General features: G+C 68.2%; 16 protein-coding genes. 14 read left to right on the top strand and 2 right to left on the bottom strand.

What is annotated here, in order from left to right:
• The first annotated feature begins 948 nt into the window (after positions 1–948).
• The 7 genes from OIC96_RS49665 to OIC96_RS49635 all read left to right on the top strand — a co-directional run bounded on the left by OIC96_RS49665 (position 949) and on the right by OIC96_RS49635 (position 11,708).
• The gene (locus tag OIC96_RS49665) at positions 949–1,104 is read left to right on the top strand and encodes a hypothetical protein (RefSeq protein ID WP_330301523.1); all 156 of its coding nucleotides are present in this window, start codon (positions 949–951) and stop codon (positions 1,102–1,104) included.
• Between the two features lie 714 nt (positions 1,105–1,818).
• Complete coding sequence (locus OIC96_RS49660) at positions 1,819–2,385, top strand: CRISPR-associated endoribonuclease Cas6 (protein ID WP_330301524.1); 567 nt, start codon at positions 1,819–1,821, stop codon at positions 2,383–2,385.
• On the top strand, positions 2,382–3,806 hold the full coding sequence (locus tag OIC96_RS49655; RefSeq protein WP_330462109.1) for a hypothetical protein: 1,425 nt from the start codon (positions 2,382–2,384) through the stop codon (positions 3,804–3,806). Before OIC96_RS49660 ends, OIC96_RS49655 begins: the two co-directional genes overlap by 4 nt.
• Positions 3,803–4,834 (top strand): type I-B CRISPR-associated protein Cas7/Cst2/DevR, encoded by a 1,032-nt coding sequence (gene cas7i / locus OIC96_RS49650; protein ID WP_330301526.1) that lies wholly within the window; start codon positions 3,803–3,805, stop codon positions 4,832–4,834. The genes OIC96_RS49655 and cas7i overlap by 4 nt, the downstream gene beginning before the upstream one ends.
• Positions 4,831–5,490: a CRISPR-associated protein Cas5 gene (gene cas5 / locus OIC96_RS49645; protein WP_330301527.1), complete on the top strand. Its 660-nt coding sequence runs from the start codon at positions 4,831–4,833 to the stop codon at positions 5,488–5,490. Before cas7i ends, cas5 begins: the two co-directional genes overlap by 4 nt.
• A 7-nt stretch (positions 5,491–5,497) precedes the next feature.
• Positions 5,498–7,912 (top strand): CRISPR-associated helicase Cas3', encoded by a 2,415-nt coding sequence (cas3, locus tag OIC96_RS49640; protein ID WP_330301528.1) that lies wholly within the window; start codon positions 5,498–5,500, stop codon positions 7,910–7,912.
• A 1,021-nt stretch (positions 7,913–8,933) separates the two neighbouring features.
• A complete protein-coding gene (locus OIC96_RS49635) occupies positions 8,934–11,708 on the top strand; it encodes a protein kinase domain-containing protein (RefSeq protein ID WP_330301529.1) in 2,775 nt (924 codons plus the stop codon).
• Here OIC96_RS49635 and OIC96_RS49630 read toward each other — a convergent pair.
• Together OIC96_RS49630 and OIC96_RS49625 are read right to left on the bottom strand one after the other, a co-directional pair.
• On the bottom strand, positions 11,686–13,113 hold the full coding sequence (locus OIC96_RS49630) for an AAA domain-containing protein (protein WP_330301530.1): 1,428 nt from the start codon (positions 13,111–13,113) through the stop codon (positions 11,686–11,688). The two genes, OIC96_RS49635 and OIC96_RS49630, sit on opposite strands and share 23 nt — an antisense overlap.
• Positions 13,114–13,508: 395 nt before the next feature.
• Positions 13,509–14,579, bottom strand: a complete 1,071-nt coding sequence (locus tag OIC96_RS49625) for a hypothetical protein (RefSeq protein WP_330301531.1) — start codon at positions 14,577–14,579, stop codon at positions 13,509–13,511.
• Positions 14,580–14,744: 165 nt separating this feature from the next.
• On the opposite strand from OIC96_RS49625, the gene OIC96_RS49620 reads away from it, so the two are divergent.
• From OIC96_RS49620 to OIC96_RS49590, 7 genes are all read left to right on the top strand, one after another.
• Positions 14,745–15,008 (top strand): helix-turn-helix transcriptional regulator, encoded by a 264-nt coding sequence (locus OIC96_RS49620; RefSeq protein ID WP_330301532.1) that lies wholly within the window; start codon positions 14,745–14,747, stop codon positions 15,006–15,008.
• 160 nt (positions 15,009–15,168) lie between these two features.
• Positions 15,169–16,056, top strand: coding sequence for a DUF6083 domain-containing protein (locus OIC96_RS49615; RefSeq protein WP_330301533.1), 888 nt, complete (start codon positions 15,169–15,171; stop codon positions 16,054–16,056).
• Positions 16,057–16,236: 180 nt separating this feature from the next.
• Positions 16,237–16,542 (top strand): hypothetical protein, encoded by a 306-nt coding sequence (locus OIC96_RS49610; RefSeq protein ID WP_330301534.1) that lies wholly within the window; start codon positions 16,237–16,239, stop codon positions 16,540–16,542.
• Positions 16,543–16,625: 83 nt separating this feature from the next.
• Entirely contained in the window at positions 16,626–18,113 is a 1,488-nt protein-coding gene (locus OIC96_RS49605) for a UvrD-helicase domain-containing protein (protein WP_330301535.1), read from the top strand.
• Positions 18,114–18,519: 406 nt separating this feature from the next.
• On the top strand, positions 18,520–19,284 hold the full coding sequence (locus OIC96_RS49600) for a class I SAM-dependent DNA methyltransferase (protein WP_330301536.1): 765 nt from the start codon (positions 18,520–18,522) through the stop codon (positions 19,282–19,284).
• The gene (locus OIC96_RS49595; protein WP_330301537.1) at positions 19,229–21,394 is read left to right on the top strand and encodes an HsdM family class I SAM-dependent methyltransferase; all 2,166 of its coding nucleotides are present in this window, start codon (positions 19,229–19,231) and stop codon (positions 21,392–21,394) included. Before OIC96_RS49600 ends, OIC96_RS49595 begins: the two co-directional genes overlap by 56 nt.
• 336 nt (positions 21,395–21,730) lie before the next feature.
• Complete coding sequence (locus OIC96_RS49590) at positions 21,731–23,839, top strand: KAP family P-loop NTPase fold protein (RefSeq protein WP_330301538.1); 2,109 nt, start codon at positions 21,731–21,733, stop codon at positions 23,837–23,839.
• Positions 23,840–24,559: the final 720 nt, after the last annotated feature.

Genomic DNA, 24,559 nt, shown 5'->3' with positions numbered 1-24,559 from the left:
AGTACGGGTGACTACACCCGTTGACTAAATCTCCCTCCTTGTGAACCCTGTTGGGCTGATGACGGCCGCTCTCCGCCGCAGTGTCCGCGGCCCCGTTGATGGTGTTGCGAACCCTTCTGGGCTGGTCGCGGCGGGCTTCTGCCACTGGCTCGACGTGGAGCGCTACACGTTGCGAACCCTTCCGGGCTGATGACGACCACCGACCTGGGTGCCGGGTGGGTTGAGGTGAGCGGGTTGCGAACCCTTCTGGGCTGATGACGACCTCGGTGCAGCACATGTACTGCGCCCCGCCGTACTGGGAGACGTTGCGAACCCCTTCGGGCTGATGACGATGACACTAGCCACGTCCTCATACTCCAGCGAGCGCTGTTGCGAACCTTTCTAGGCTAATGACGACGCCTGCGGTGCCCGGGGAGAGCTGGTTGGAGACGATGTTGCGAACCCTTCTGGGCTGATGAGGACCGACACCGACGCCGATCTCATCCCGCTCACCAAACAGTTGCGAACCCTTCTGGGCTGATGACGACCGGGGAGGTGGGGATCCCCTTCGAGTGAGTCGGCGACCTCGAGTTGCGAACCCTTTCGGGCTGGTGACGACGCGGGCGAGCTGTCCGTGTCCGCGGTCCTCTCGCAGTTGTGAACCCTTCTGGGGCTGATGACGACAGCTGTACGCGCCGGCCGTGGTGTTCTTCGAGGACATGTTGTGACCCCTTCTGAGCTGATGACGACCGGCATCTACGTGCGCGAAGCCGCGATCCAGACCATGTTGCGAACCTTTCTGAGGTGATGACGACGCGGTACAGCTGGTGCTCGTGGGCGTGGTAGATCGTGTTGCTAACCCTTATGGGCTGATGACGACCCCGATGGACTCGGCGCGCGTCCCCTTCCCGATGATGTTGCGAACCCTTCTGGGCTGACGACGACGTTGGCGGAAGTGTTCGAGTCGAAGTGGCTGCTCGCGTTGCGAACCCTTCCTGGCCATACCGAGAGCTGTACGCGACGGCGGTGGTGTTCTTCGAGGACGTGTTCCTGAACCCTTCTGGGCCGATGACGACCGACCTCTACGACCCCACCGCCCTCATTGAGGTGGCCGCCATCGGGTAGTTGAGAACCCTGTTGAGCTCATGACGACGTGGTGGGACAGCCCCGACTGCGGCTCCACCATCACGTTGCGAACCCTTCCGGGACTGATGATGGCCACGGCCGCACGCGCCAAACTCGCCGAGATCGTCTTGTTGTGAACCCTTCTGGGCCGATGACGACGCGCCGCAGAAGGCCGTCGGGATGTACCTGGTCACCGCGTTGCGAACCCTTTTGAGCTGATGACGACTGTCGCCCTCGCAACCCCGGCGGAATTCATCGTGATGTTGCGAACCCTTTGGGCTGATGACAACCAGCCAGGCGGCGTGGCGTGTGCACCTAGGCACGGTGTTGCGAACCCGTCTGGGTTGATGACGACCTGTGGAACCGTAGCACCGGATGTTGGCCGCAATGCGCGGCTATTTCCAGCTCGGCGGTCGTTGTCAGTCCCCCCGTGTACGTTGCTCCTCGGTAGGCCAACACCCCCGTTCTGGGGCGTTTTTGGCGTTTCCTGACGTGGACTCATTTGCCCTGGGTGGGGAGAGGGAGAGGGGGATCGTGCGCCTTCGTTTGGAGATCAGCACACGGGCTCGGGAGATCCCATGGGAGAACATCCTTGCTCCCGGGCGGGGCATCGTATATGACGCGCTGCGCCGGACTGCGCCCGATCTCGCCGAGAAGATCCATGAGAACGGATGGGGTCCGTATGGGATGGCTCCCTTCGGGTACAGCGCGCCCATGTTCCCGAACGCGCGCCGCGTTCGCGGGAAGTATGCGGCGGGCGGGGCCGGCTACCTGGAGATCGGTAGTCCGCTGCCCGAATTCATACAGGCCCTGGCCCTGGATTTCATGGACCCTGCCCGCTCGTTGTTGGACTGGGGCGGGGTCGCCCTGCAGGTCGGCAGCATCACCGTTCTGCAACCGCCCCACTTCACCGCTGGCCGGGCCCGGTTGCGCACAACCAACCCGCTGCACCTTTCCGACTACCGGGCGCCCGAACCCGGCGGCGAGCAAACCCCCGTGCGGGCGCTGCTTCCCGAGGACGCGGCGTATCCGGTGGCCCTCGAACGCAATCTCAACCGTCGGGCCGAGACCTTCGGCCACGCCTCGGATATCACGGTTGAGGGGATCACGTGGGTGGGTGTGCGCCGTTCGTTCCGGGTGACCGGCCAGGGGCGCTCGGGGCAGCGGACGGGTGCGCCGGTTGAGGTGGAGCTCAGCGGCAGTGCCGACGGGCTGTCCGCGCTGTGGTCTGCGGGGCTGGGCCAGCAGACCGGGGCCGGGTTCGGCTGGGTGACGGCATGAGCGAGTTTCCCGTCGAGCAGACCTCGCTGAGACTGACCCCTCACCCCTTGCAGAGGGTCGGGGCCTTCGCTCTCGCGGCGTTCGCCGGAGCGGGGCATCCGGACATGGTTGCGGGCCCTTTGTTTGCAGCGGCCACCGAGAAGGTCACCGAGGCTGCGGTGCAGGCCGCGCTCGTGCGGGACACCAAGGCCGAGGCCGGGTTCCTGCTGAAGTGTTCGTACAGCCTGTGGCCGAACAGCAAGATGAATCACCCGCGGAACAAGAAGCTCTCCGATGCGGAGGTCAGCGCGGCGGTCCGAGCCTGGCGCACCATTCCCGCGCCGGAGTGCTGGCCCGAGGCCGGGTGCGTTCTATGTGGTGCTGCGGCGGTCGGGTTCTACGGGAAGAGCGATGTCGTTCTCGCCGAGTCGATCGCCTATCGCAACAGCACTCCCCGCGGGCACTCGGGTGTTGCCCTGTGCTGGCCCTGCGTCTGTTCCTTCCACGCGATTCCGTTCGGCAGTCAGCTGTCCGGTGGCCCGAGCACGGTTGTGCACACCTGGGATGAGCGTTTGGCGGCACACGCAACTCGCCGGCAGGTGCAGCGCAACGGGTTGCTGATCACGGCCGGAGCGAAGCCGTCCAGTCCGCAACCGGAGGTGGCCGCGCTGGCGGCGCTGCGCGGCTATGAACACCGCGTCGCGGCCGGAGTGGAGTTGCTGGTGTTCACCAACAACAACCAGGACCAAGTCCTCACGTCGCATGCCGTAGATCAGCCGCTCGCCGAGTGGCTGCGCACCACGACGCGGCTGCCCGCCCGGCGTACCGGGTTCGCGTGCCTGCTGCGTGCTTGCCGCACCGACAAGGGCAGCGGCGCGCAGAACCTGGCCTGGCGGGTGTTCCACCGGTCCGACAGCCTGCCTGGTGTCCTCGCATCCCACCTGGTCGCCCGTACCGAGGCCTGTGGCCTGCCGGCACCCGAGTCCCCGGCCGTTGCCGAACTGACCGGCTCCTACCTGCACGAGGTGATGCATATGGAAGAAAAGGACCTGACGGAGATCCGTGGGACCGCCCAGCGGATCGCCGCCCTGTTCAAGAGCGATGACACCGGGGGCAAGCTGACCGGCTTCCACGCCCTGTTCCGCGCCGGCCGCGGCGCGGATCTGCGCAGCTGGCTGCAGCGCCACGGTGTCGAATGGGTCCTGACGCGGCCGGAGGACGGCGCACCGCTGATCACCGAGCGCGGGTTCGAGCTCTTGTTCTCCCCCAGCCAGGACGGCAATGCCTGGTTCTTCCGGCAGTACCTGTTGACGTCCGTGCTGGCTGAGCTGCACCGCCGCGGCTGGCAGCCGAAAGACGCCAAGAGCATCGTCGAGGACTTCGATCCCGACGCCATCGACCCTGCCGACACCGACGCCCTCGAGGAAGGAATCACCCTGTGACGCACCTTGCCGGAAAGCTCGCGCTAGACATCCAGGCCGGCGCGCCCAATAACGGCCGCGGCCAGGACAACGTCGGCGTCGTCAAGAGGATGCAGGTCGGCCGGGACACCTACCCCTACATCTCGCCCCAGGCCGTACGCCGCTGGCTGCGCAACAGCTTCCCCGCCGACGAGCCCGTCTCCCCCGTCCTGCGGGAGGGTAAGGGCAAGAAGCAGCAGGCCTACACCAAGGGCCGCCCCGACCTGTACGCCGACGACGACCTGTTCGGTTATATGGTCGCCGTCAAGGGATCGGACAGCTCCTGCCAGCGGGACACCGTCCTAGCGACCGGCACGTTCGTCAGTGTCACCCCCCAGCGGCCCGCTTCCGACTTCGGCACCATGACCCGCGGATTCGCCGCCGACGACAGTCCCGTCATCCACGAGCACGAGTTCTACACTGCCGTCTGCGCCGGTGACCTCAACCTCGATCTGCCCCGCATCGGCACCTTCGAGACCGACGGACAGGGCATCCGTATCGCCCTGCACCCGCAGGCCGCCGAGGAAGCCGCCGCCGCGGGCGCCGCCACGGCCACCTTCCGCGGAGTATCGGCCCTGGTCCTGGGCATCGCGGAGCGGCGCCGCCGGGCCGCGCTGGTGCTGCGCGCGCTCGCGACGCTGCGCGGCGGGGCCAAGCCCGCCTCGCATTACGGTGACCGCACCCCGGCCTTCATCCTCCTGGCACCGGTCAAGGGCGGCGTCAACCCCTTCACCCGGGTCCTGGCCAACCAGGACGGCAAGCCCGTCTTCTCTGCGGACACCCTGGCCGAGGAGATCGCCGCCTGGCGCGACGAACTCGACGGAGGCGTGCGGATCGGGTGGGCGCCCGGATTCCTCGGCGACCAGCGCGACCGCGCCCGCCGCGACCTCGCCAACCTGATCGAGGACGGCACCGTGGTGATCGACCACCCGCGCACCATCCTCAACGGCCTGGCTAAGGAGATCGAAGACGGCGCCCACGACGCCTGGTTCGAGGACGCCAAGGCATGACCGCGGGAACCGTCACGGCGCTGCAAGCCACCTTCACGGCCCCCGTCGCCAGCTTCCGCAACCCCCTGTACTCCGGGGTGCAGGTCGGACTGCCATGCCCGCCGCCGTCCACGGTCGGCGGCATGCTCGCCGCCGCAGCCGGCGGCTGGCAGCACATCCCCCACACCTTCCAGTTCGGCATGGCCTTCCACGCGCAGGGCCAGGGCGTCGACCTGGAGACCTACCACCCCCTGGACGCCGCGGGACGGCCCACAACACCGGTGCCCAAAGAGCGGGAGTTCTTGGTCTTCCCCACCCTGACGGTCTGGATCACCGACCAACCCGAGCGGTGGCGCAGCATCCTGCGCCGCCCCGTCTGGCCGCTCCGCCTCGGCCGCAGCCAGGACCTCGTCGGCTTGCGCTTGGACACCATCGAACTGGCCCACTACGCCGGCGAGCAGCGCGGCGCTGTTGTCGAGGACGCACCCGGAACGGCCGGCACCGCGCTGCGCCTGCCCACCGCGATCCGGCTGGACCGGACCAGCACCGTCTGGGGCACCTACCGCCACGACCCCACCGGCGCCACGTCCGCCGTCGTGCCCGGCAGCTACCGCACCCCCACCGGGCAAGCGGCCAGCCTGCTGCCCCCCACCCACCCCGCGACCGCGGAGGCGTAGCCCCCTCATGCCGACACAGCCACGTTCGTCGACGGCACCGACCACGGCAAGGGAGGGTGTGCTGCACACGGTCCTGGCCAAGAGCGCCCGGCGGAGCCGACCGGCCGAGCAGCTCACCGCCCATCTCAGCGCGGCCTTGGACGCGGCCGGGCTCGTGGCCCGGCGCACCGGGCGGATCGCCGCGGTGGCCGGCATCCTCCCCCAGTTCTGGGACACGGTGTGCCTGGCCGATCTGCTGCACGACGCGGGTAAGATCCCGCCCGGCTTCCAGCAGATGCTCGCCGGGGGCCCGATGTGGGGCGAGCGGCACGAGGTGCTGTCCTTGGCCTTCATGCCGCTGGTGCCGAATATGGAACTGCGGGCATGGGTGGCGGCCGGGGTGGCAACTCATCACCGGCCGCTGACGAATTCCCCCCGGTCGCTGGCCGCGCTGTACGGCACGGCGGCACTGGACGAGTGGCGGGCACGCTTCAAATCGCTGGAGCAATCCACCGCCGATGAGCTGGCGGTGTGGCTGTACGAGACCGCCGCTGCAGCCAGCCTGCCGGTCACACCGCTCCAGGCCGGCACCGACTGGGTCGCCCAGGCGCACGCCGAACTGGGTGAGCTGCTGGACCGCTTCGAGTACGGCACCGACCCGGACGAGGGTCTGGCAGCGGTGCTGGTGCAGGGCGCCGTCACCATGGCCGACCACCTCTCCTCCGCCCGCACTCGCCCCCACCTGGTGCAGCCCATGGGCCCGGCCTTCGCCACCCGGCTGGAAAACACCATCACCGCCAAGGGCTACACACTGCGGCCACACCAGCAGCGCGCCGCCGCCACCGACGGCCACCTGCTGCTGCGCTCCCGCACCGGCAGCGGCAAAACGGAAGCCTCCTGGCTGTGGGCCTGCCGGCAGACCGCCGCCATGCAGGCCGCCGGACAGGGCATACCCCGCGTCTTCTACTCCCTGCCCTACCTCGCCTCCATCAACGCCAACGCCGACCGCACCACCCGGGAACTCGGCACGGCCGAACAGGTCGGAGTGGCGCACGGGCGGGCAGCCGCCTACCACCTGGCCAACGCAGCCTGCCCCGAAGACGGCGACGAAGAACGGGTCACCGCCGCACGCAAAGCGGTGGCCCGAGCAGCCGCCACCCGGCTCTTCAAAGAAACCGTCCGGGTCACCACGCCCTACCAGCTCCTGCGCGCCGCCCTGGTCGGCCCCGCCCATGCCTCGCTACTGGTGGACGCGACGAACTCCGTGTTCATCATGGACGAGCTCCACGCCTACGACACCAAACGCCTCGGCTACATCCTGGCCATGATGGGCCTGCTCGAACGGCTCGGCGGCCGCTTCGCAATCCTGTCCGCGACCCTGCCCAACGCCCTCGCCGACCTGATCACCGACACCCTCGCCCAGCCCGTCACCCGCACCGACGACGCCGACAGCCACCCACCGGCCAGACATCGCATCCGCACCCGCCCCCACCACATCACCGACCCCGCCACCATCACCGATATCACCCACCATCTACACCGGGGCGATTCCCTCCTAGTCATCGCCAACAACATCCGCCAGGCCCAGCAGCTCTACGACCAGCTCGCCCCCACAGCGCGCGCCCTGCACGGATTGCAGGCGGCGACCATGCTGCACTCCCGATACAAGCGCCGGGACCGTTCCCGAATCGAACAGCACATCACCGCCCGGTACAGCACCGACCGCACTCGGGTCGGCGAGCGGCTGCCCGGCCTGGTCATCTCCACCCAGGTCCTCGAAGTCTCCATGGACGTCGACTTCGACGTCCTGTTCACCGCCGCCGCAGACCTCGAAGCCCTCGCCCAGCGCTTCGGTCGGGCCAATCGGATCGCTGCCAGGCCGCCCGCCGACGTGATCGTGCACGCCGCTCGCTACACCCCTCGCCAAGACGCCCCGGGCCAGTGGTTCGCCGACGGTATCTATCCGCAAGCCCCCACCGCAGCAGCGTGGCGCATCCTCACGGCCCACGACGGACAACCCGTCGACGAAAACGAGATCAACGGCTGGCTGGACACCATTTACGCAACCCCCTGGGGCGCCACATGGCGGGAAGAAGTGCTGCGCCACCGAGACCAATTCAGCACCACGTTCCTCGACTTCACCTACCCGTACGACAACCGCACCGACCTCGCCGAGCGATTCGACGAACTCTTCGACGGAACCGAAGCCATCCTCGCCCAAGACCGTAACCACTACGCCGCCGCACTCCAACAAGCCGACGGCCACGCCAGCCGACTCCTCGCCGACGACTACCTCATCCCCCTCCCCGCTAGCGCCGTCCCACGATCACGCTTCGATACCCGCCTCAAAGTTCACGTCATCGAAGGCGACTACAACAGCGAACACGGCCTCATGGCCGTGAGAGGCCCAGGCTCCAAGTACCAGCCAGAAGAAATAGCCTGACCCCAAATCATCCCCGAAGGGATCGCAAGATGTATCCGTCGTGATTCTTTTCCTTGCCCTCGTACATCCTCATCAGCTTTGAAAGGATCACAACCTCGCCAGGCCTTCCTGAAAGCACAGCGGGCCTCGAGTCGTCATCACCCCACTGGGGGATTGCAACTCCCACACGTCGTACTCGACAGGAGCACCCGGCGTGATCATCATCAGCCCAAGAGGGCTCACAACATCATCGGAAACGGCACCGTCAGCGTTTCCAGCGGCACTGCACCTCATCAGCCCAGGAGGGTTCGCAACGCCAGGTAGCCGGGCACCAGGACGCCCTCCACTCACTGTCGTCATCAGCCCAGTAGGGTTCACAATTTGATGGTGCCGAGCCACCAGAGGCAGTCCGTGGGGGTCGTCATCAACCCAGAAGGGTTTGCAACCCGGATACCTCAACCCACGCAGCACCCAGGTCGGTGGGCGTCATCGGCCCTGGAGGGCTTCGCAACACGGTGGAGGGCCGATAGCGGCGATCACCTCGTCCGCGTTCTTGCACCACCACCGTCCCGGCAGGCGCGTTGCGCACCAGGGCGATCAGGGTTGTTCGCCGCTGCCATTCCGCCACCACAGCCGACCGCTGGCAAGGACGGCAAGGAGACAGTCCCCCAACCAGACCCTGGGCTGCGATAGGGCCATCCACAGCCTGCCTGTCCAGCGCTCCAGAAGAGTGTTCACGCCATGGAGTCGAACGAGGGGCCCAAAGCGCTGCCTATCCGCGTCAAGATTGAAGCAGGCGCTCTCCGCGGGCCGTGCCGCCGACTTCCACCAACAGGCGAAGAAACTGCCCGCGATCGGCATGCGCTGGGCGTGGAAGGGCGCACGTCACATTCCGCGCCTCTGCCCCGGCATCGGGCGGAGCGGCGCGGTCTGCGTCGGCGGCCGGGCGGCCTCTGCGATCGGTACGCGTCGTGTCCTGTTTGTGCGCAACAATCGGTCCTTCGGGCGTTGTGCCCGGTGGGCACGATGCTCGGGTGGGGCGATGGAGGACGTACGGGAACTGCTGGCCGAGTACGGTCAGTGCCACAACAGCGAGCTGCCGGAGCAGGTCCGGCAGCAGCTCCTCGTCAAGGTGGTCACGGCACTGATCCGGCGCACCGACGCGGACGCGACTGTGGACCAGCGAGCGCCGGACGAGCCGGCTGTCTTCTCCGAACTCGCCGGACGCGACTACGTGATCACTGTGACCGCTGCATCAGGACCCGATGTGGTCGCCACGGCCCGGGCTACTGTGCGGGCCTTCGATGAACAGGGTCTTGGGCCAGGGGTGCGTCGTGTGCTGGTGTGCGCGCGAACTCCCGGTCGTGCGGTGGACGATGACCTGCGTGCGGCGCTGGGTGAGGAGGGCGTGCTTCTCGACCAGGACCACTTGGAAGCAGCTGTGTGCGGGCTTGTCCCGCTCGCGACGCTGATCCGTGCTGCCTTCCGCACGCCGCGGCCGCCGTACACGCCGCTGCACGAATTCCTGCTGCAGGAGCCTAAGGAGTCGGCGCCACCGCTGTCTCTGCGCACGCGTCCGGCGGGGTTGGCTACTGTGCCGACTCGGACGGAGCCGGGCATCGCGGCCTCCGTGGTTCTGGCCGGGGAGGACTGGCCGCTGCGGCCGAGCGGACTTGCCTGGGAGACGCCGAACAGGGCGCTGGTCACCACCGAGTCGGGGCTTGCAGAGGTGGATCTGCAACGGGGCGGGCTGCGGTGGCGGCTACCGCTGCCCGGCGTGCACGGCGCCGCCGTCGTGATGCCGGACGCAGCGGTGTATGTGCTGTGCGGGCCGGCGGTGGTCATGTGGCATGACGGCGTGCTGCAGGCGGTGGGCGGAGGATTCGATGCCAATGCCAGCCTGCTGAGCGGCCCCGATGAGAGTGTGTGGGTGCTGTCCGGATCCGGGGCTACGTTCGGCGCCGGCACCGGCTCGACGTTGGCGCTGACCCGGCTCGGCGACCAGGTAGGCGATCAGCAGCGGTTCTCAATCGCCTTCGACGCGGCAGTGCGGTCGGCTGTCTGGCTGGACGGTCGGCGCTTTCTCCTTTCGGCCAGTGGGCACAGCGCCGTCGTCGACCTCGACGTCGGCACGAGCGCCGGCGGACGAGAGGACTGGGTGGTGACCCCGGTGTCCTACCCGGGGCACGTGGCCCGAGGCGGCCGCGGTGTCGTCCTGGTGGCCGGGCGAGCCGGCTCCGGCATCGGCGTGGAACTGCATACCGTCAACGCGGCCACCCGCACGAACTACCCGGTCGCCGAGGTACAGCTCGGCGAGGTGCTGGGCTTGGCGCAGAGGCCGGAGGGCGGGCCCGCGTATCTGCTGGGTGCGCTGCCGACGAACGATATCGGCATGCTCCACCCGGTCCTGATGGAGATCACCGGCCACTTCCCTGCCACCTCGGCCGCGGTAGAGGAGCAGCCGCCGGTGCCCGCCGCCGATCTGTACACCGTGGTGCGCCGGCAGGCCCGCGGCGTGAAGAAGGACTACGCCCTGGAGACGTTCCCGCTGCCGGGCGGCGAGGGCGGCATGGGGATCGTCCACGAGGCCGTGCACAAGGCGACGCAGACCGTAGTGGCCTTCAAGAAGGCCAAGTCGCTGCGCGAGAAGCTCACCGCGCGGATGCTGTGTGAGATCGAAGTCGCCCAGGCACTCGGGGACAACCGGCACGTCATGCCGGTCCTCGACTTCAGTCCCCGTGCCGAGTGGTTCGTCATGCCGATGGCCCAGGCCACCGCCGAACAGCGCCAGCCGGAACTGCAGCGCGACGGCAAGGAACTGCGGGCCCTGGTGGACGCGGTGGCGGCCGCTCTGGCAGACGCCCACCGTCTCGGTTACCTGCACCGGGACATCAAGCCCGCCAACATCCTGCATCTCGACGGCCGGTGGGTCCTCGGCGACTGGGGCATCGCGCGTCGTCCCCGCGGTCAGACAACGACCCCCGGACGCACCGGCAGGATGATCGGCACGCTCGAGTTCGGTGCCCCCGAACTGTCCGTTGATCCTCACAACGCGACGTTCGCGAGCGACATCTACAGCTTGGGAAGAGTGATCGGCTGGCTGCTGACGGGCACCGACCCCGAGCCGAACGTCCCCCTCCTGCCGCCACCCGGTCCCTGGCGTGCGGTGGTGCGGCAGTGCACGTTCCATGAGCCGTCGAACCGTCCGGAGACCATCGCCGAATTCCTTGATCTGGTCGAACACGCGACCTCCGCGGACCTGGACCTGCCCATCGCGCGGGCCCAGCAGCTGGTGCAGGACGTCGAGGACGGGGACACCGAGGCGGCCCGCCGGCTGCTCGCTCTGGTCGCCGATCATGACGGCGACTACGAGCTATACCTGGATGTCCTGCCGCGCCTGGACATGGACCTCGCCGCGCCGCTCCTGCTCGCCAACACCGAGCGGGCCCTCACCCTGGTCGCGGCGATGGTCGGGCACGTGCACGGCGACGGCACCGGCTGGCCGCACTACAGCGAAGCCAAACGAGCCATCGCGTGGCTGCGCCGCGTCGCCCGGCACGCCGCCCAGGAAGAGGAGTGGGACCTACTGGAGGAGGCGGCCCGCGGCATGTGCACCTGGGACGAGGCCTTCAACGAGTTCGACCAGCAGAACGCGACCCGGGACTGGCTGCGCCAGGTGCACGGCCAGGCCGCTCAGATCCTTGCCGGTGTTCTGCGGGAACACCCGGGCAGCGCACGTTTCTATTACGAGCTGATCGGCGAGCGGTCCGTGGACATAGCCATCCGTAGCGCCATCAAGACTGCGACCAGCAACTGACCAGGGGCCGCCGACGCGGCGACAGTCCGCACAGTCCTGCGGGGTGGCGGCCTGGCCGTGGCTGCGCCCGGCTGCGGGACGCCGCGGGGTACCGGCGGCCCAGTGCGGGGCCGCGCAGCCGCAGGCGGGTGTGGTGGGCGGGCGGGCAGCCCATCAGGTGGGTGATCGCCTGGTGCGGGCTCACCTGCCAGGGAGTAAGCGGCTGGTGGAACTCCTGTATGTGCCGGAGGGTTTCCTCGCGGTAGTGGGCCAGGCCGGTGTGCAGGTCGGCCGGGCGTGGCGGGGCTTGTTGGCCAGCCTGTTCCAGGGCGTCGTGGAGTTGCTGGGCGATCTGGCGGCGGCTGAGTTTGTTGCCGTGGAGGTCGAAGACCAGGCCGTCCAGGTCCACGGTGACGAGGTTGTCGGTGACGGCTTCGATCGCGGCGCGTTTCTCGGCGACGAACAGGACGCGTTTGCCCAGGGCCGAGAAGGTGGCGATCAGGTTGGCGATGGTCTGGCTCTTGCCCGTTCCCGGCGGTCCTTCGATCACCAGGTGGGAGCCGGCCAGCGCGGCACTGATGACTTTCTGCTGGGAGGCGTCCGCGTCGAGAACCAGGTACTCCGATTGGGGCGGGATGTCGTCGGCGCCGGCTGGAGCACGATAGCCGGTGTCGTCCTCGGCCAGGGCCCGGTTTGCTTCCGGGTCACCGGTCAGAGCGGCGATGACCGGGTGGCCGGCCAGCAGTTCGGTGGCGCTGCGCAGGTCTTGGACCATAGGGAGCCGGTCGAAGCTGAAGACGCCCGCCACGATGCGCTCTTCCAGCTCGGCCGTCAGGCTGCTGCGTGCGAGGTCGGCCTCGAGGATCCCGTACGCGATGCGGAGGCGACCGGCCGGATCCGCGCACTCCTCCAGGGCGGCGGACACCTTGTCAGCGAGAGCCTCCGTGTCGCCGTCCATGCCGTACTGACGGCTGAGCGCGTACAGCAGCACCGGGTTGATCTCCGCCTCACCGGCCGTCTCGAGGACGAAGTCGTTCTCGGACGCGGTGCGCGGCTGGATGACCAGAGGCTGCAGCAACAACGGGGCGCGCAGCGCCGGCACCGGCGTACTCCCGCGCGTGGGCGGCGGGTCGACACGCAACAGACCAAGAGCCAGGCGACCGGCCTCGATGCCCTGCTCCTCATCCAGCTCCACCATCCTGCGGCGCAGGCTTCGTGCCCGGGTGCAGGCAGCACCGTGGTCGGCAGTATCGGGAAACAGGCCGATCAGGCGGGTCTTACGGCCGTCCAGGAGCGAGGCCAGGGCCGACGGAGGAGCGTCGGTCACATCCAGCGACGCGGTCTTGGTGTCCTTGAAGTGCAACAGCGTGTTGTAGGGCCCGAAATCGACCAGCGCATCAGCCCACTGCTGCGCCTCAGCCGCCACTTTCTCCCGACGAGCATGCCGCACTATGGCATCCACAAGTCACCCCTTGGCTGGTCCGTCCACCGAACCCGGCCCACCGAGCACCGGAGCCCGCCCCCTGCAGGCGAACAGACCAACGTACGAATCCCAAAGCACCTACAGGCAGAGGGAGTTGCAGCGCACGCAGGGCGTGAAAGAAGCACACACGGCGCACCAGGAGCGCCCGGAAGACAGGGCTCCATTCCCGGCCAGCCGTCGTCATCGACCGGTTCCCTGGCAGGCAAGAGGACTCCATCAGGCCGGTCACAGATCCAGAACCACTCGCCTACGTCAGGGCGCTGGCGGAGACGCGTGACGGCTACATGCCCCGGAGCCTGGTCCGTCGTAGCAGCCGTCACATGTCCTGGGGTATCGGTCTACCCCACGCGAGATTCCTCGGCCGTTCCTCGCCGACGATCGCTGGCGCGAATTCCCGCGCCGCGTGCAAGGGTCCACTGCAGATCTCCCGAGTCCGGGCAGGCCTGCCATGACCCCAGCAGTCCTGTTGCCTCCAGATGGTCAAGCGCGCCGGCCAGTTCCGCGGGCCGGGCACCGCAGGCGCGCGCCATCTGGTCGAGCTCGCCCAGGCCGCTGCCGGATTCCGGGTCCGTGTGCGCCGCAAGGTACACGCCTGCCAGTTGGGGCAGCGGTTCGATCGTCCCTACTGCAGCGGAGGAGCTGGCGCGCAGCGCCCAGTCCGCGGCGCGCCGCCGGTCGGGGCGGGCTGAGGCCTGGCCGAGCAGTGTGACGTCGAGCAGTTCAGCGGCGATCTCGTTGGGCGCGTTGCCGGGATCTGGACGCAGCCATCGCGCGTGCTCCAACTCGCGCCATGGACCCGAGGCGGCGTTGAGGCGGAGGCTGCGCAACACACCCTTGGGCAGCCGGACTTGCATTCTGGCGTTCATGCGGAGCGCGCACTGCAGCGCCAGCAGGCGCGCGACGGCCGAGGTGTCCTGCGGGAGCGCGGTGGCGAGGTAGCTGAGCATTTCGTGGACCCGGACCCGTTCACCCGGGCCTTTGGGGCGGCGTCTGCCGCGTCGCCGGCCGGTTGTCGGCTGCAGAGGTGCGCGGGCGAGGGCCGTGTCGGGTACGACGGCGGCCTGGGCTGTCGCTGCGGCGCAGGCGCTGCAGGCGTCGACGAGTCGCCATAGCCGTCCGCCGTGTTCGCATGCGAGGAGGAGGCGGATGGGGCCGGCGCAGCCGCGGTGGCGGGAGTGCCAGCGGCAGCCGCGTTCGTGGCACTGGCAGATCCGCAGGTGCGGGGGGCGCAGGTCGCCGCGCACGTGCCGTGCGAGGTGGGCCAGGGCAGCCGAGCGAGCGGAGGCTGCGGTGATTGGCGTGGTGCCGTGGGGGCAGTGCTGGCATACGAGGACGAGCCCGCTGGGGTGCGAGCGCAGTTCCACGCTCCAGGCGCGTGGTGTCGCCGGACATGCTGTGCGCAGCCTCATGGGCGCGTGTTCCTCCGGTTGCTTCCGCGCTGGTCTCGTCCTTGGTGGTGGGGGCGACCGCCCACCGTAGTGCAGACCTCTGCCCTCCGATGGCCGCTGCCACCTGGGAAAATAGGGCAGAGGTCTGCACTGACAGGGCAGGGGTCTGCACCGTCGGATGGACGGGTGACGATCTTGCCGCCCGATCCGGACCTCGACGCGCTGCGGTTGGAACTCGCGCGTCTGCGGGCCGCGCGCCGGTGGACCTACGACGAGCTCGCCGCCCGCAGCGGCCTGGCCAGACGCACCGTCATCGAGATCGAACAGGGCCGCACCATCGGCACCCTGAAGACCTGGCACGCCCTCGCCCACGCCCTGGACACCCCGCTCGACGAGCTCTTCAGCACCCTGTGCCGCAGACACGACCTACCGGGGTCCGGCGGAGACTGACACCCCGCCCGAGCGGCCGCCACGGATCACCCGAACCGGCGAGACCATCTCAAACACGCGACCGCCCATTCGCGCTCCAGTTCCACTGCGTGCGGCCAGGCGGGGGATCCGGCGGCAGCGCCGCCCCGGATGCGGCGTGTTGGCTGGCAGGTTCACGCGCATGCGCTCCACACCTCCCGCCTCCCGCCACTGGGACGGCAGCCCGGTCCTCGCCCACCGCACGCGCCGTTCCCTGCAGGTCACCCCCGACGGCGTCAGCCGGCTGCTGCGCTGCGGCCAAAGCGACCGGTGCCGCGAGTGCGGCAACCGGATCGAGTGGTACCACTGCGGCAACCGCCGGCCGGTACGCCTCCATCCGCACGAACTGCCGGCCGCCAGGGTGCCCGTCGCCTGCCGCTGGCACGTCAGCTCCGGTGTCGCCCACCCGGCCGGGGACGGCAGCAGCTGGTGCCGTCTGCCGCACGCCGTCGTCTGTCCCGCCCGAGACACTCCCCCGTCCCCCCGCGAGCTGGCCGGGCTGCGCCGGTCTCTGGCCGTGCGTTCCCGCCGCCTGATCGACGCAGGCGCCTTCACCCCTCCCCCGGCCTCGCCGGAGAGCCCGGCGCCCCAGCCGTCCGCCTGCCGCCCGGCCCGGCCCATCGTGCAGCTGCTGTATGTCCGCTACCTCGCTGCCCGGCCGGTGGATGAGATCCAGTGTGTCGCCCAGACCCGGCGCCGCCACCGCTGCACCAGCCCACTGCTCGCCCCCGATACCCCCGGCGGCACCTGGATGCTGATGCCCGCCACCGCGACGAGCAGCCAACTGGCCCTGCCCGCTGAGGTCATGGCGGTCTACGACCTCGGCCGCGTTCCCTACGCCGAGCAGCTGCGCTGGCGCGCCCAGCGCTGCCCGCAGCACGCTGCCTCGCCCACGGCCGCCGACCTGGCGGTGGCCGAGTGGGAGCCCTTCGACCCACTGCGCCACCACGAGCACATCCACAGCCGACTGCCCGCCCCCGCCCGGCGCCCCGGGTCTACGGGCCGCGCTCGGCAGGAGGCCCGGCCGTGACGCCGCACCACGCCGTCGAGATCACCCTGACCAGACCCGCCACCCCCCGGCGAACTCCGGCATGCGCGCTGCGGCGTGCCCCTGGCCGCGAACGCGGACCGCAGCCGGCTGATGGCGGTCCACAGCACACGCCGTCCCGGCGGCGCTCTGCATGCGCTTCGGCGTCAACTGGGTACACGCTTGCCGATCGACTTCCTGACCACGCACTACCCAGACGGGCGCGGTCAGGTCCTGCTCAACGTCACGCTCACCCACGCCGCCGACAGAGCCCTGCACCAGGCCGCGGCGGTCCTGGGACGGAGGCCCCAGGACGTGCTCCGCCGTCGCGTGACCGCGGCGCTCGCTCGGGACGAGCAGGAACGCGCCCGGCGGCTGGAGGGCCGGCTGGAGAGCCTGCTCGCCCACCACACGCCCGACGAAGTACTGGCCTGCGTGTCCGGCCTGCTGTACGGCCGTCAGCACCACTCCACCCGCACAGCGCCGTAACCCCTCCTCCCCCGCAACACCCCCGGCACAGCGGTTGCAGATCCCACTTTCCGTTCCTCGATCCCTTTGCCTCGGAGCCCTTGTTGCACACGCCCACCGACGAACAGGCCCATGCCGTCGATGCCTTCCGGGCCGGTCACCATCTCGTCCTGCAGGCCGGCGCCGGGACGGGGAAGACCAGCACGCTCGGCCTGCTCGCCGACAGCACCCGCCGCCGCGGCCGCTACCTCGCCTTCAACAAAGACATCGCCCGGGATGCCGCCACCCGCTTCCCGCGCACAGTGCGGTGCAAGACCGCCCATGCCACGGCCTACGCCGCCCTCGGCCACCGCTTCACGAACCGGCTCAACAGCCCCCGCCAGCCCGCATGGAAGACCGGCCAGGCACTCGGCATCACCCGGCCGGTCCGCATCGGCGATCACGAGATCAGCCCCCGGGCGCTCTCCCACTCCGTGGTGCGCACCGTGACCCACTACTGCTATTCCGCCGACCGCACCCTGGCCCGCCACCACGTGCCGCGCATGCGCGGCCTCGACACACCTGCCGGGCACGCCCAACTCGCCCACCAGGTCCTGCCGTTCGCCCTCAAAGCCTGGGCCGACCTGCACAACCCCGAGCGGGGCGTGGTCCGCTTCGAACACGACCACTACCTGAAAATGTGGGCCCTCACCGAGCCCACGATCGAAGCCGACTTCCTCTTCCTCGACGAGGCCCAGGACACCAACCCGGTCCTCGAGGAGGTCTTCGCCGCCCAGCGCGGCCACGTCCAGCTCGTCATGGTCGGCGACTCCGCCCAGGCCATCTACGGCTGGCGCGGCGCCCGGGACGTGATGACCGGCTTCGACGCCACTCCCCTCACCCTGACCCGCTCCTTCCGCTTCGGCCCCCCGATCGCAGAAGAGGCCAACCGCTGGCTCACGCTCGCCGACGCGCCCATCCGCCTGACCGGCACCGACACCATCGCGACCGAAGTCGGCAACCTCGACCGGCCGGACGCGGTGCTGTGCCGCACGAACATCGGCGCCATGGCCGAAGTCATGCGCCTGCTCGCCACCGGCCACCGCGTCGCCCTCACCCGAGGCGGACAGCAGCTCGCTGCGCTGGCCCTCGCCGCCCGCGACCTCAAAGACGGCCGCCGCACCACCCACCCCGAACTCGTCCTCTTCCCCTCCTGGGGCGAACTGCAGGACTACGCCGTCTACGATCCCGCCGGTCGTGACCTGCAGCCCTTCGTCGACCTCGTCGACACCCACGGCCCCGACGCCATCCTCACCGCCGTCGACCAACTCTCTGATGAGACCCACGCCGATGTGACCGTCTCCACCGCCCACACCGCCAAAGGCCGCGAATGGCCCACCGTCCAAATCGGCAACGACTTCCCACCGCCCAAGGACACCGACCAGCACGACGACCAGGGACACCCCATCCCGGAACCCGTCAACGACACCGACGCCCGCCTCGCCTACGTCGCCGTCACCCGCGCCCGCCAGCACCTCGACCTCGGCGGCCTCTCATGGATCAACACCCACCCCACCGCACCGAACTCGTCTTTGCCGCCTGGGCACGCTTGACTTCGAAGAGCAGTCCGGCCGGGGCTGTTGGAGGACCGTCCACTGCTCCTCGTACTCGTTCCGTTCCTTGTCCACGCACCCACCGCAAATGAACGTCGCCATCTTTGAATGAATCTCGCGGGGCTGAGATTGCCGAGGTAGTGGGGCAGGCTCGCTGCGTCCCCAGGACGAGAGCAGGTCGCCGGCATGCGGCTGTGGGACCCCCCCCCTCCGGGACGCCTCGTGCATTTCCTACTCACCGCGGCACCAGTCACCAACATCGTGCACACCACCGGCAACAGGCAGCGTGTGCACATTGCCGGGCCGGCAGGACTTGCCGCTCTCGGCTGGCCGCTGAAGGTAGAGCCGTCGTAGAGACGGCAATCACCCGGCGGATAGTCTCCGGTAGGTGATGAACGACGGTCTCATGCGTACCACCACCCGGCTCTTCGACGCCTTCTGGGCAGCGGGAGTCTCCAGTCCGTTGGAGATCGTGGAGCAGATATCCCATCTGTTGTATCTCCGTGAGCTAGACGGCGTGCAGGAACTCTGGGAGCTGGAGGCAGTTCGGCAGGAAGCACCGGAGAGGGCGCCTGTCTTCGCTCAGGACGAGCAGCATCTGCGCTGGTCCCGTCTCATCCGCCTGACGCCTCAACGCATGTATACGTCGATGACCGACGAGGTGTTTCCCTGGCTGCGTAGCCACGCTTTCGCCGAGCTGGCCTATTCGCAGCACGTCAACGATGCTCGCTTCGCGATCCCGACCCCCAGTCTCCTCGCCAAGGTTGTGGGCCTTCTCGAGGAGGTGCTCACGGCCGGGGATGCCAACGCGGGCGGTCTGTACGAGCACCTGCTCGCCCGGGTCGCAACGGCCGGTCCCTTCGGCGCCTTCCGTACGCCTCCTCATCTGGCAGCTCTGATGGCAGCGATGACTGAGCCCGGAGCTGCCGACGAGGTGTGCGATCCGACCTGCGGCATGGGGGGTCTGCTCACTGCTGCGGCTCGGTTTATCCACCGATCCGAGCCGGACATCGCGCAGCGGAGCGCGGCAGAGCGCGGCAGGATCCACGGGTCTGACTTCGACACGACCATGCTGCGGTTGAGCAGCATGCGGCTGGCTCTTCAGGGCTTCGAGGGTGCTGACCTGCGGTACCGGGACAACCTGGCGGAAGGCGCCGGGAGCGGAGAGTGAGCGCTACTCGGTTGTCCTGGCCAATCCCCCGTTCGCAGGCAGCCTCGACTACGAGGCTGTCGCACCGGAGTTGCTCGGGATGGTTCGTACGAAGAAGGCCGAGCTTCTTCATCTCGCCATGATTCTGCGGCTGTTGAGGCCAGGGGGACGCGCGGCCGTGATTGTCCCTGCCGGGCTGCTGTTCAGCTCGAGTTCCGCGCACATCGAACTTCGGCGCCTGCTGGTGGACCAGCACGGGCTGAAGGCTGTGGTGAAGCTGCCCGGCGGCACCTTCAGGCCGTATGCGGGTGTGTCGACGGCGATCCTGTTCTTCACCAAGGACGCCGGGCAGGCAGACAGCGTGTGGTTCTACGATCTCACGGCGGACGGCTGGAGCCTGGACGACCGGCGTGAGCCGTTGCTGGCGCAGGACAAGCTCGGGCTGGCTCCCGACAGTGTTCTGGATACCGTCGATCACACGCGCAACAACCTCCCGGATCTCATGCGGCGTTGGCGGCTGCGGCACAGCAGTGAGCGCCGGCGTGCCCGGTCTGAGCAGAGCTTCTGCGTGACCAGCGCGGAGATCGCCGCGGAGGACTACAACTTGTCGCTGGAGCGATTCCGTCAGATACATGAGATGCAGCGGGCAGCTCAAGAAGGCATTCGTCTGGGGGACTTCGCTGAGATCTTTCCCGGGTCTGTGCGCAGATCCGATCTGGACGAGGAACCGGATGCGACGGACACAGAGGGGCGCCGACGGATTCTGCCCCCCACCCTGCTGACCAGCACGCTGCCGGATGTGGCAGACCTGCCCCTGCGTGCGGACCAGCGCGAACCCCCTCGCCGGTTGCGGCAGGGCGACATCGTCGGACGGGATCTCGCCGGTATCCGCTACTGGACGTGCGTGCCGAGCCAATACGACGGCGTGCAGCCCGGCCAGGGCCTGATCGTCATCCGGCTCACCGAGGAGGTTCTGCCCCACGAGTACGTGATCGCCTACCTGTCCAGTCCCCTGGCCGAGCAGCAGCTGCCGAAGTACGGAACCATCCCGCGTATCAAGGCCCGCGAGATGGCCGACATCTGGATTCCCAAGTGTGACGGCGACCTGTCGGAAATCCGCGCCTCCCTCGCCATGCTCGACGAAGGGGAACAAGAAGCCGCACGCATCCAGGACGACCTCCACCGGATGCGGATGCGGATCTTCGAAAGCGGAACGGGTTCAACCCGCCGCGGGCGGCTCGATGACGCCGCCGCGATCAGCTCCTTGACCGCGCAGAACCTGCGCCGACACAACGAGCCCTACAAGCTGTTCCAGGACTCCTACCCCTACGCTGTAGCCCGTGCGGTCCGCAAGTTCCGGCACTCCCTGTCCCTGGCAGAAAGACACGAGGCGGCCATCCAGTGCGCCGAGTCTTTGATCCTCTCTCTGGGCATCATGGCCCTTGCCTTGGCTGCTGATCGCGGCCGTCAGGATCTGCCGGCCATCGCCCAGTGGAGCCAGTCCGTTGAGCGGGGTGGTGTCTCCCTCGGCCACTGGGTGGGGGTGGTCAGGGCAGTGGCCGAAGACGCACGTCAGCACGGTGACCCCGCCGCTGGCCTCGTCGAGGCAACAGCTCGTAAGAAGGGCAGGAAAGGCCTGGTCGCCGATCTCGACCAACTGGTCGAGCTCCGCAACAAGATCCGGCACGGTGCGGGCCCCCGAACACGAGCCGAGTTGGAGAAGAGCCTTGGGCGCATCGAACCGCTGATGCTCAGCAGCCTGTCGGGATGCGCATTCCTCGCCCACACCCGATGGGTTCACACCGACCGGCTCCAATGGATGCCTGCCGCCGGGAAGTTCCGCGTATCAGGCCTGGCCCTGATGGGTGACCATCCCGACTTCGCAACGGTCTCCTTCGACACGGCACACCCTCTGGCAGACGACCGGCTCTACCTCATCTCCCCCAACGACGAACCCCTCCCGCTCTCGCCGTTCTGCCTCCTGAGCGACTGCCCCGCGTGCCTGGCACCCGAGCTGTACTACCCCGACCGCATGACGAGTTCCACAGCTCTCCTCAAGAGTCTGGACCGAGGCCACGAACTCGACAGTGACTCCGTTTTCAAGGCGCTGCGCGAGTGGGGCACACCGTGAACCTACGGCCAGTTCCTCCACGAGCCAGGAGCAGTCCCGCGTGAAGCGGTGCCGGATCAGCAGAGGCGAAGTGACAGCGAACCACTACGCCGACGCCGGCCCCGGAGGATGAACCTCAGTGGCGACAGAGCAGCCGTCTGACTGGCTCGTTCCCGAATATCGTCTGCGTCCTGTGCTTCGATGACAGTGCCGCGTACTCCTCCCGCGCCACCTGCGCCCACCTGGGCAGACGCAACATCAAGGCAGTGATCCCGGACATCGACGTGTTTGGCCACCGCCTCGCTGTCAGAGGACAACGTTACGCTCGCTTGCTCCAGGACCAAGAACGGGTGGGGCATGACGGACAACGCATCGATCAATGTCGGCAGTCTCCTCAACGGAGATGAACCGATCGATGACGCCAGCCAGGACTTGCTGCAGCGGACAGACCTGGCTGATGCGTTCGCGGCGGAAATCCGTCGAACGTCCGCGAAGCACGGCGCAGTTGTAGCTCTGACGGGGAAGTGGGGTTCGGGCAAGACGTCGCTGGCGAATCTCACCTGCAGCGCTCTGGACACGGTCAACGACGTGCAAGTCGTCAAGTTCAACCCCTGGTTCTTCTCCGGCACCGACCAGCTCATACGGTTCTTCTTCGATGAACTTGCCGCGCAGCTGCGGGACGGACGCCGTCTGAAGGACAAACTCAAGAGCGCGGGCCGCACCGTCGCTGAACGGCTGGGCAAGTACTCGGCCGCCCTGTCGCCGCTGAAATTCGTCCCCGGGGCCAGCGCCGTCCTGGACGGCGCTGGCGCTGTCGCCACGGGGACGTCGAAGCTCCTTGGTGAGGAGCAGGGAACCGTCCATGAACAACGAGCGCAGCTGACTGAACTCCTGGGCGCGCTGCCGGGGCGGATTGTGGTGTTCATCGATGACATTGACCGGCTGTCGCAGCAGGAGATCCGCGACCTCTTCCGTCTGGTGCGTCTGACCGGCTCGTTTCCAAATATCGTCTACGTCTTGTGCTTCGACCGCGAAGTGGTGGAGGCGGCATTGACGGATGAGGCGGTCAGGGGGGCCACGTACCTCGAGAAGATCGTGAAGATGTCGATGGAGGTGCCGCCGCTGCCCTCGCAGGCACTCTCACCGGTCATCGCCAAAGGACTGACCGAGGCGCTCGACGGGATCGAGTCCGGACCGTTCCACGCGGCGCGGTGGCCGGACGTACTCGTACAGGTGATTCTCCCAATGTTCTCCACCATCCGGGATGTGAAGCGGTACCTGGCATCGGTGCCACTGACCGTGCGAAGCCTGGGTCTGGAGGTGAATCTGGTCGACGTTCTGGCGCTTGAGGCCCTTCGCGTGCGCTACCCCGCAGCGCACGCGATGCTGCATACCGCCACGGATTTGCTGACGCCAGCCAAGACGATGTACCGACCCGGAACGGACCGGCCAACGCGTGAGAAAGCGTTCGTGGAAGAGTTCACCGGCCTCTTGAACGGCCACGCCCAGCCGGTCATCCGCCTGTTGTTCCCCGCCGCCGACAGGATTTTCGGCGGCCAGAATTACGGTTCTGACTGGATCCCGACCTGGGAACGGGACCGGCGGGTCGCCTGCAGCACGGTGCTGGACTTCTATCTCCATCGCCAGCTGCCGGCCGGACGGGCACCCGCTGCATTCACCGACCAGGTCGTGGCCTGCATCGGCAACGAAAGCATGCTCGACGAGGCATTGGGGCAGGTACCGGACGCCCTGCTGGACGACACGCTCAAGCGTCTGGTGCCCCATTGTCGCGACGTACCTGAGGAAACGGTGCTGCCGACGGCCGCGGCTCTGGTGCGGCAGCTGCCGCGGATCCGGCTGGGCTCCTCGGGCATGTACTCCCTCGGTGGTGAATGGGCGGTGCTGAGCCCGGTGAGCGTTCTGCTGCGCAACCTCAGCAGCGACGTGGCCGACCACACCGTCCGCAGCCTCTTCCACGGCATCCCGAGCCTGTACGGGAAGGTCCTTCTGCTCGACATCGCTGCGGGCCGTCCAGACAAGCAGGGGTTGATCCCGGAGGAATCCGCCCGGTTGCTGAAGCGGGAACTTCTTTCCCAGCTCCACGCGGCCCGTCCCGAGAACCTTGCCGACGAGCGGATGCTGCTGCGGACGGTCCTTGTGGCAACAGCCGACACAGACGGCTCTCCCGTCCTTGAGCCGGTCTTCGATGCCCGCGTGGTCGCGCGCCTGCTGGAAAGCGGAGTGGCGCCGGTGCACAGCCAGACGATGGGTAGTGTGGCCGTGCGGACCGAGCAGCGGCTCGTGTGGGACTCCCTGGTGAGTGTCTATGGCGGGGAGGTGTATCTGGCCGAAGCCGTCGCGTTGTTGCACCAGTCCCTGCAGGAGGGGACGGTCGAGCTGAACGAGGACCTTGCGGCCGCTCTGGCTCTGTACGAGAAGTACGCGACAGGCTGGCGCCCGGAGTGACGGCGCACCATGTGCGGGTGGTGGCTTGCGAGCCACGTCTTCCTGTCACCGACTGCCTGCTCACCGTGCTCCGTTGAGGTCTTGCACCGGCTTCACAAGGCACCGTCAGCGCGACGGCCTACGGTAGAAGAGCGCATCGCGTTGGTGTCGGAGTAATTGTCAAAACCTGTGGATCAGTTGAGGTGGATCACACTGCGAGGGTCTCGTCTCGTTCAACGAGGAGGCCGTTCTCGAAGTGGGCGCCGGCGGGCGAGGCTCCGTGCGGATCTCCATGCTGTGACGGCCACCCAGCTCCTGTCGCACGACGAGACGGTTGCCCGGCGGGAGGCGCTCCACCAAGGCCACCAGCCCAGCATGCCGTTCCCGCTCAGCTCGCACCGCTTCGCGGAAGCGGACCGCTTCCTTGAGAAGCTCTCACGCGTGCGCTCCGCCGACATGCCGGGCTGCCAGACCGGCAGCTGCGGCGGCAAGTACTGGTGTCACGTCAGTCAGTGTTCCCACACCGTCTCCATCCGCCGGTTACGGCACCCGCCCACTGGCGGTCCTCAACACAGGAAAGGCGAGAGTCGGTCAAAACGCTGCACTAGGAGTGAAGTTGATGCCCGGCACCCGGACATCTGCATCAACCGGCCTGTGTAGCGCGCTGGTTGTGACGGGCTGTCCTAGCCCGGCACCGCGGATGGATGTGCTGGCCACTCCCCCCACGCTGACGGCCACCGG

This window comes from Streptomyces sp. NBC_00775, assembly GCF_036347135.1.
Lineage (GTDB): Bacteria > Actinomycetota > Actinomycetes > Streptomycetales > Streptomycetaceae > Streptomyces > Streptomyces lutosisoli.
This window is presented reverse-complemented; position numbering and strand designations above follow the sequence as displayed.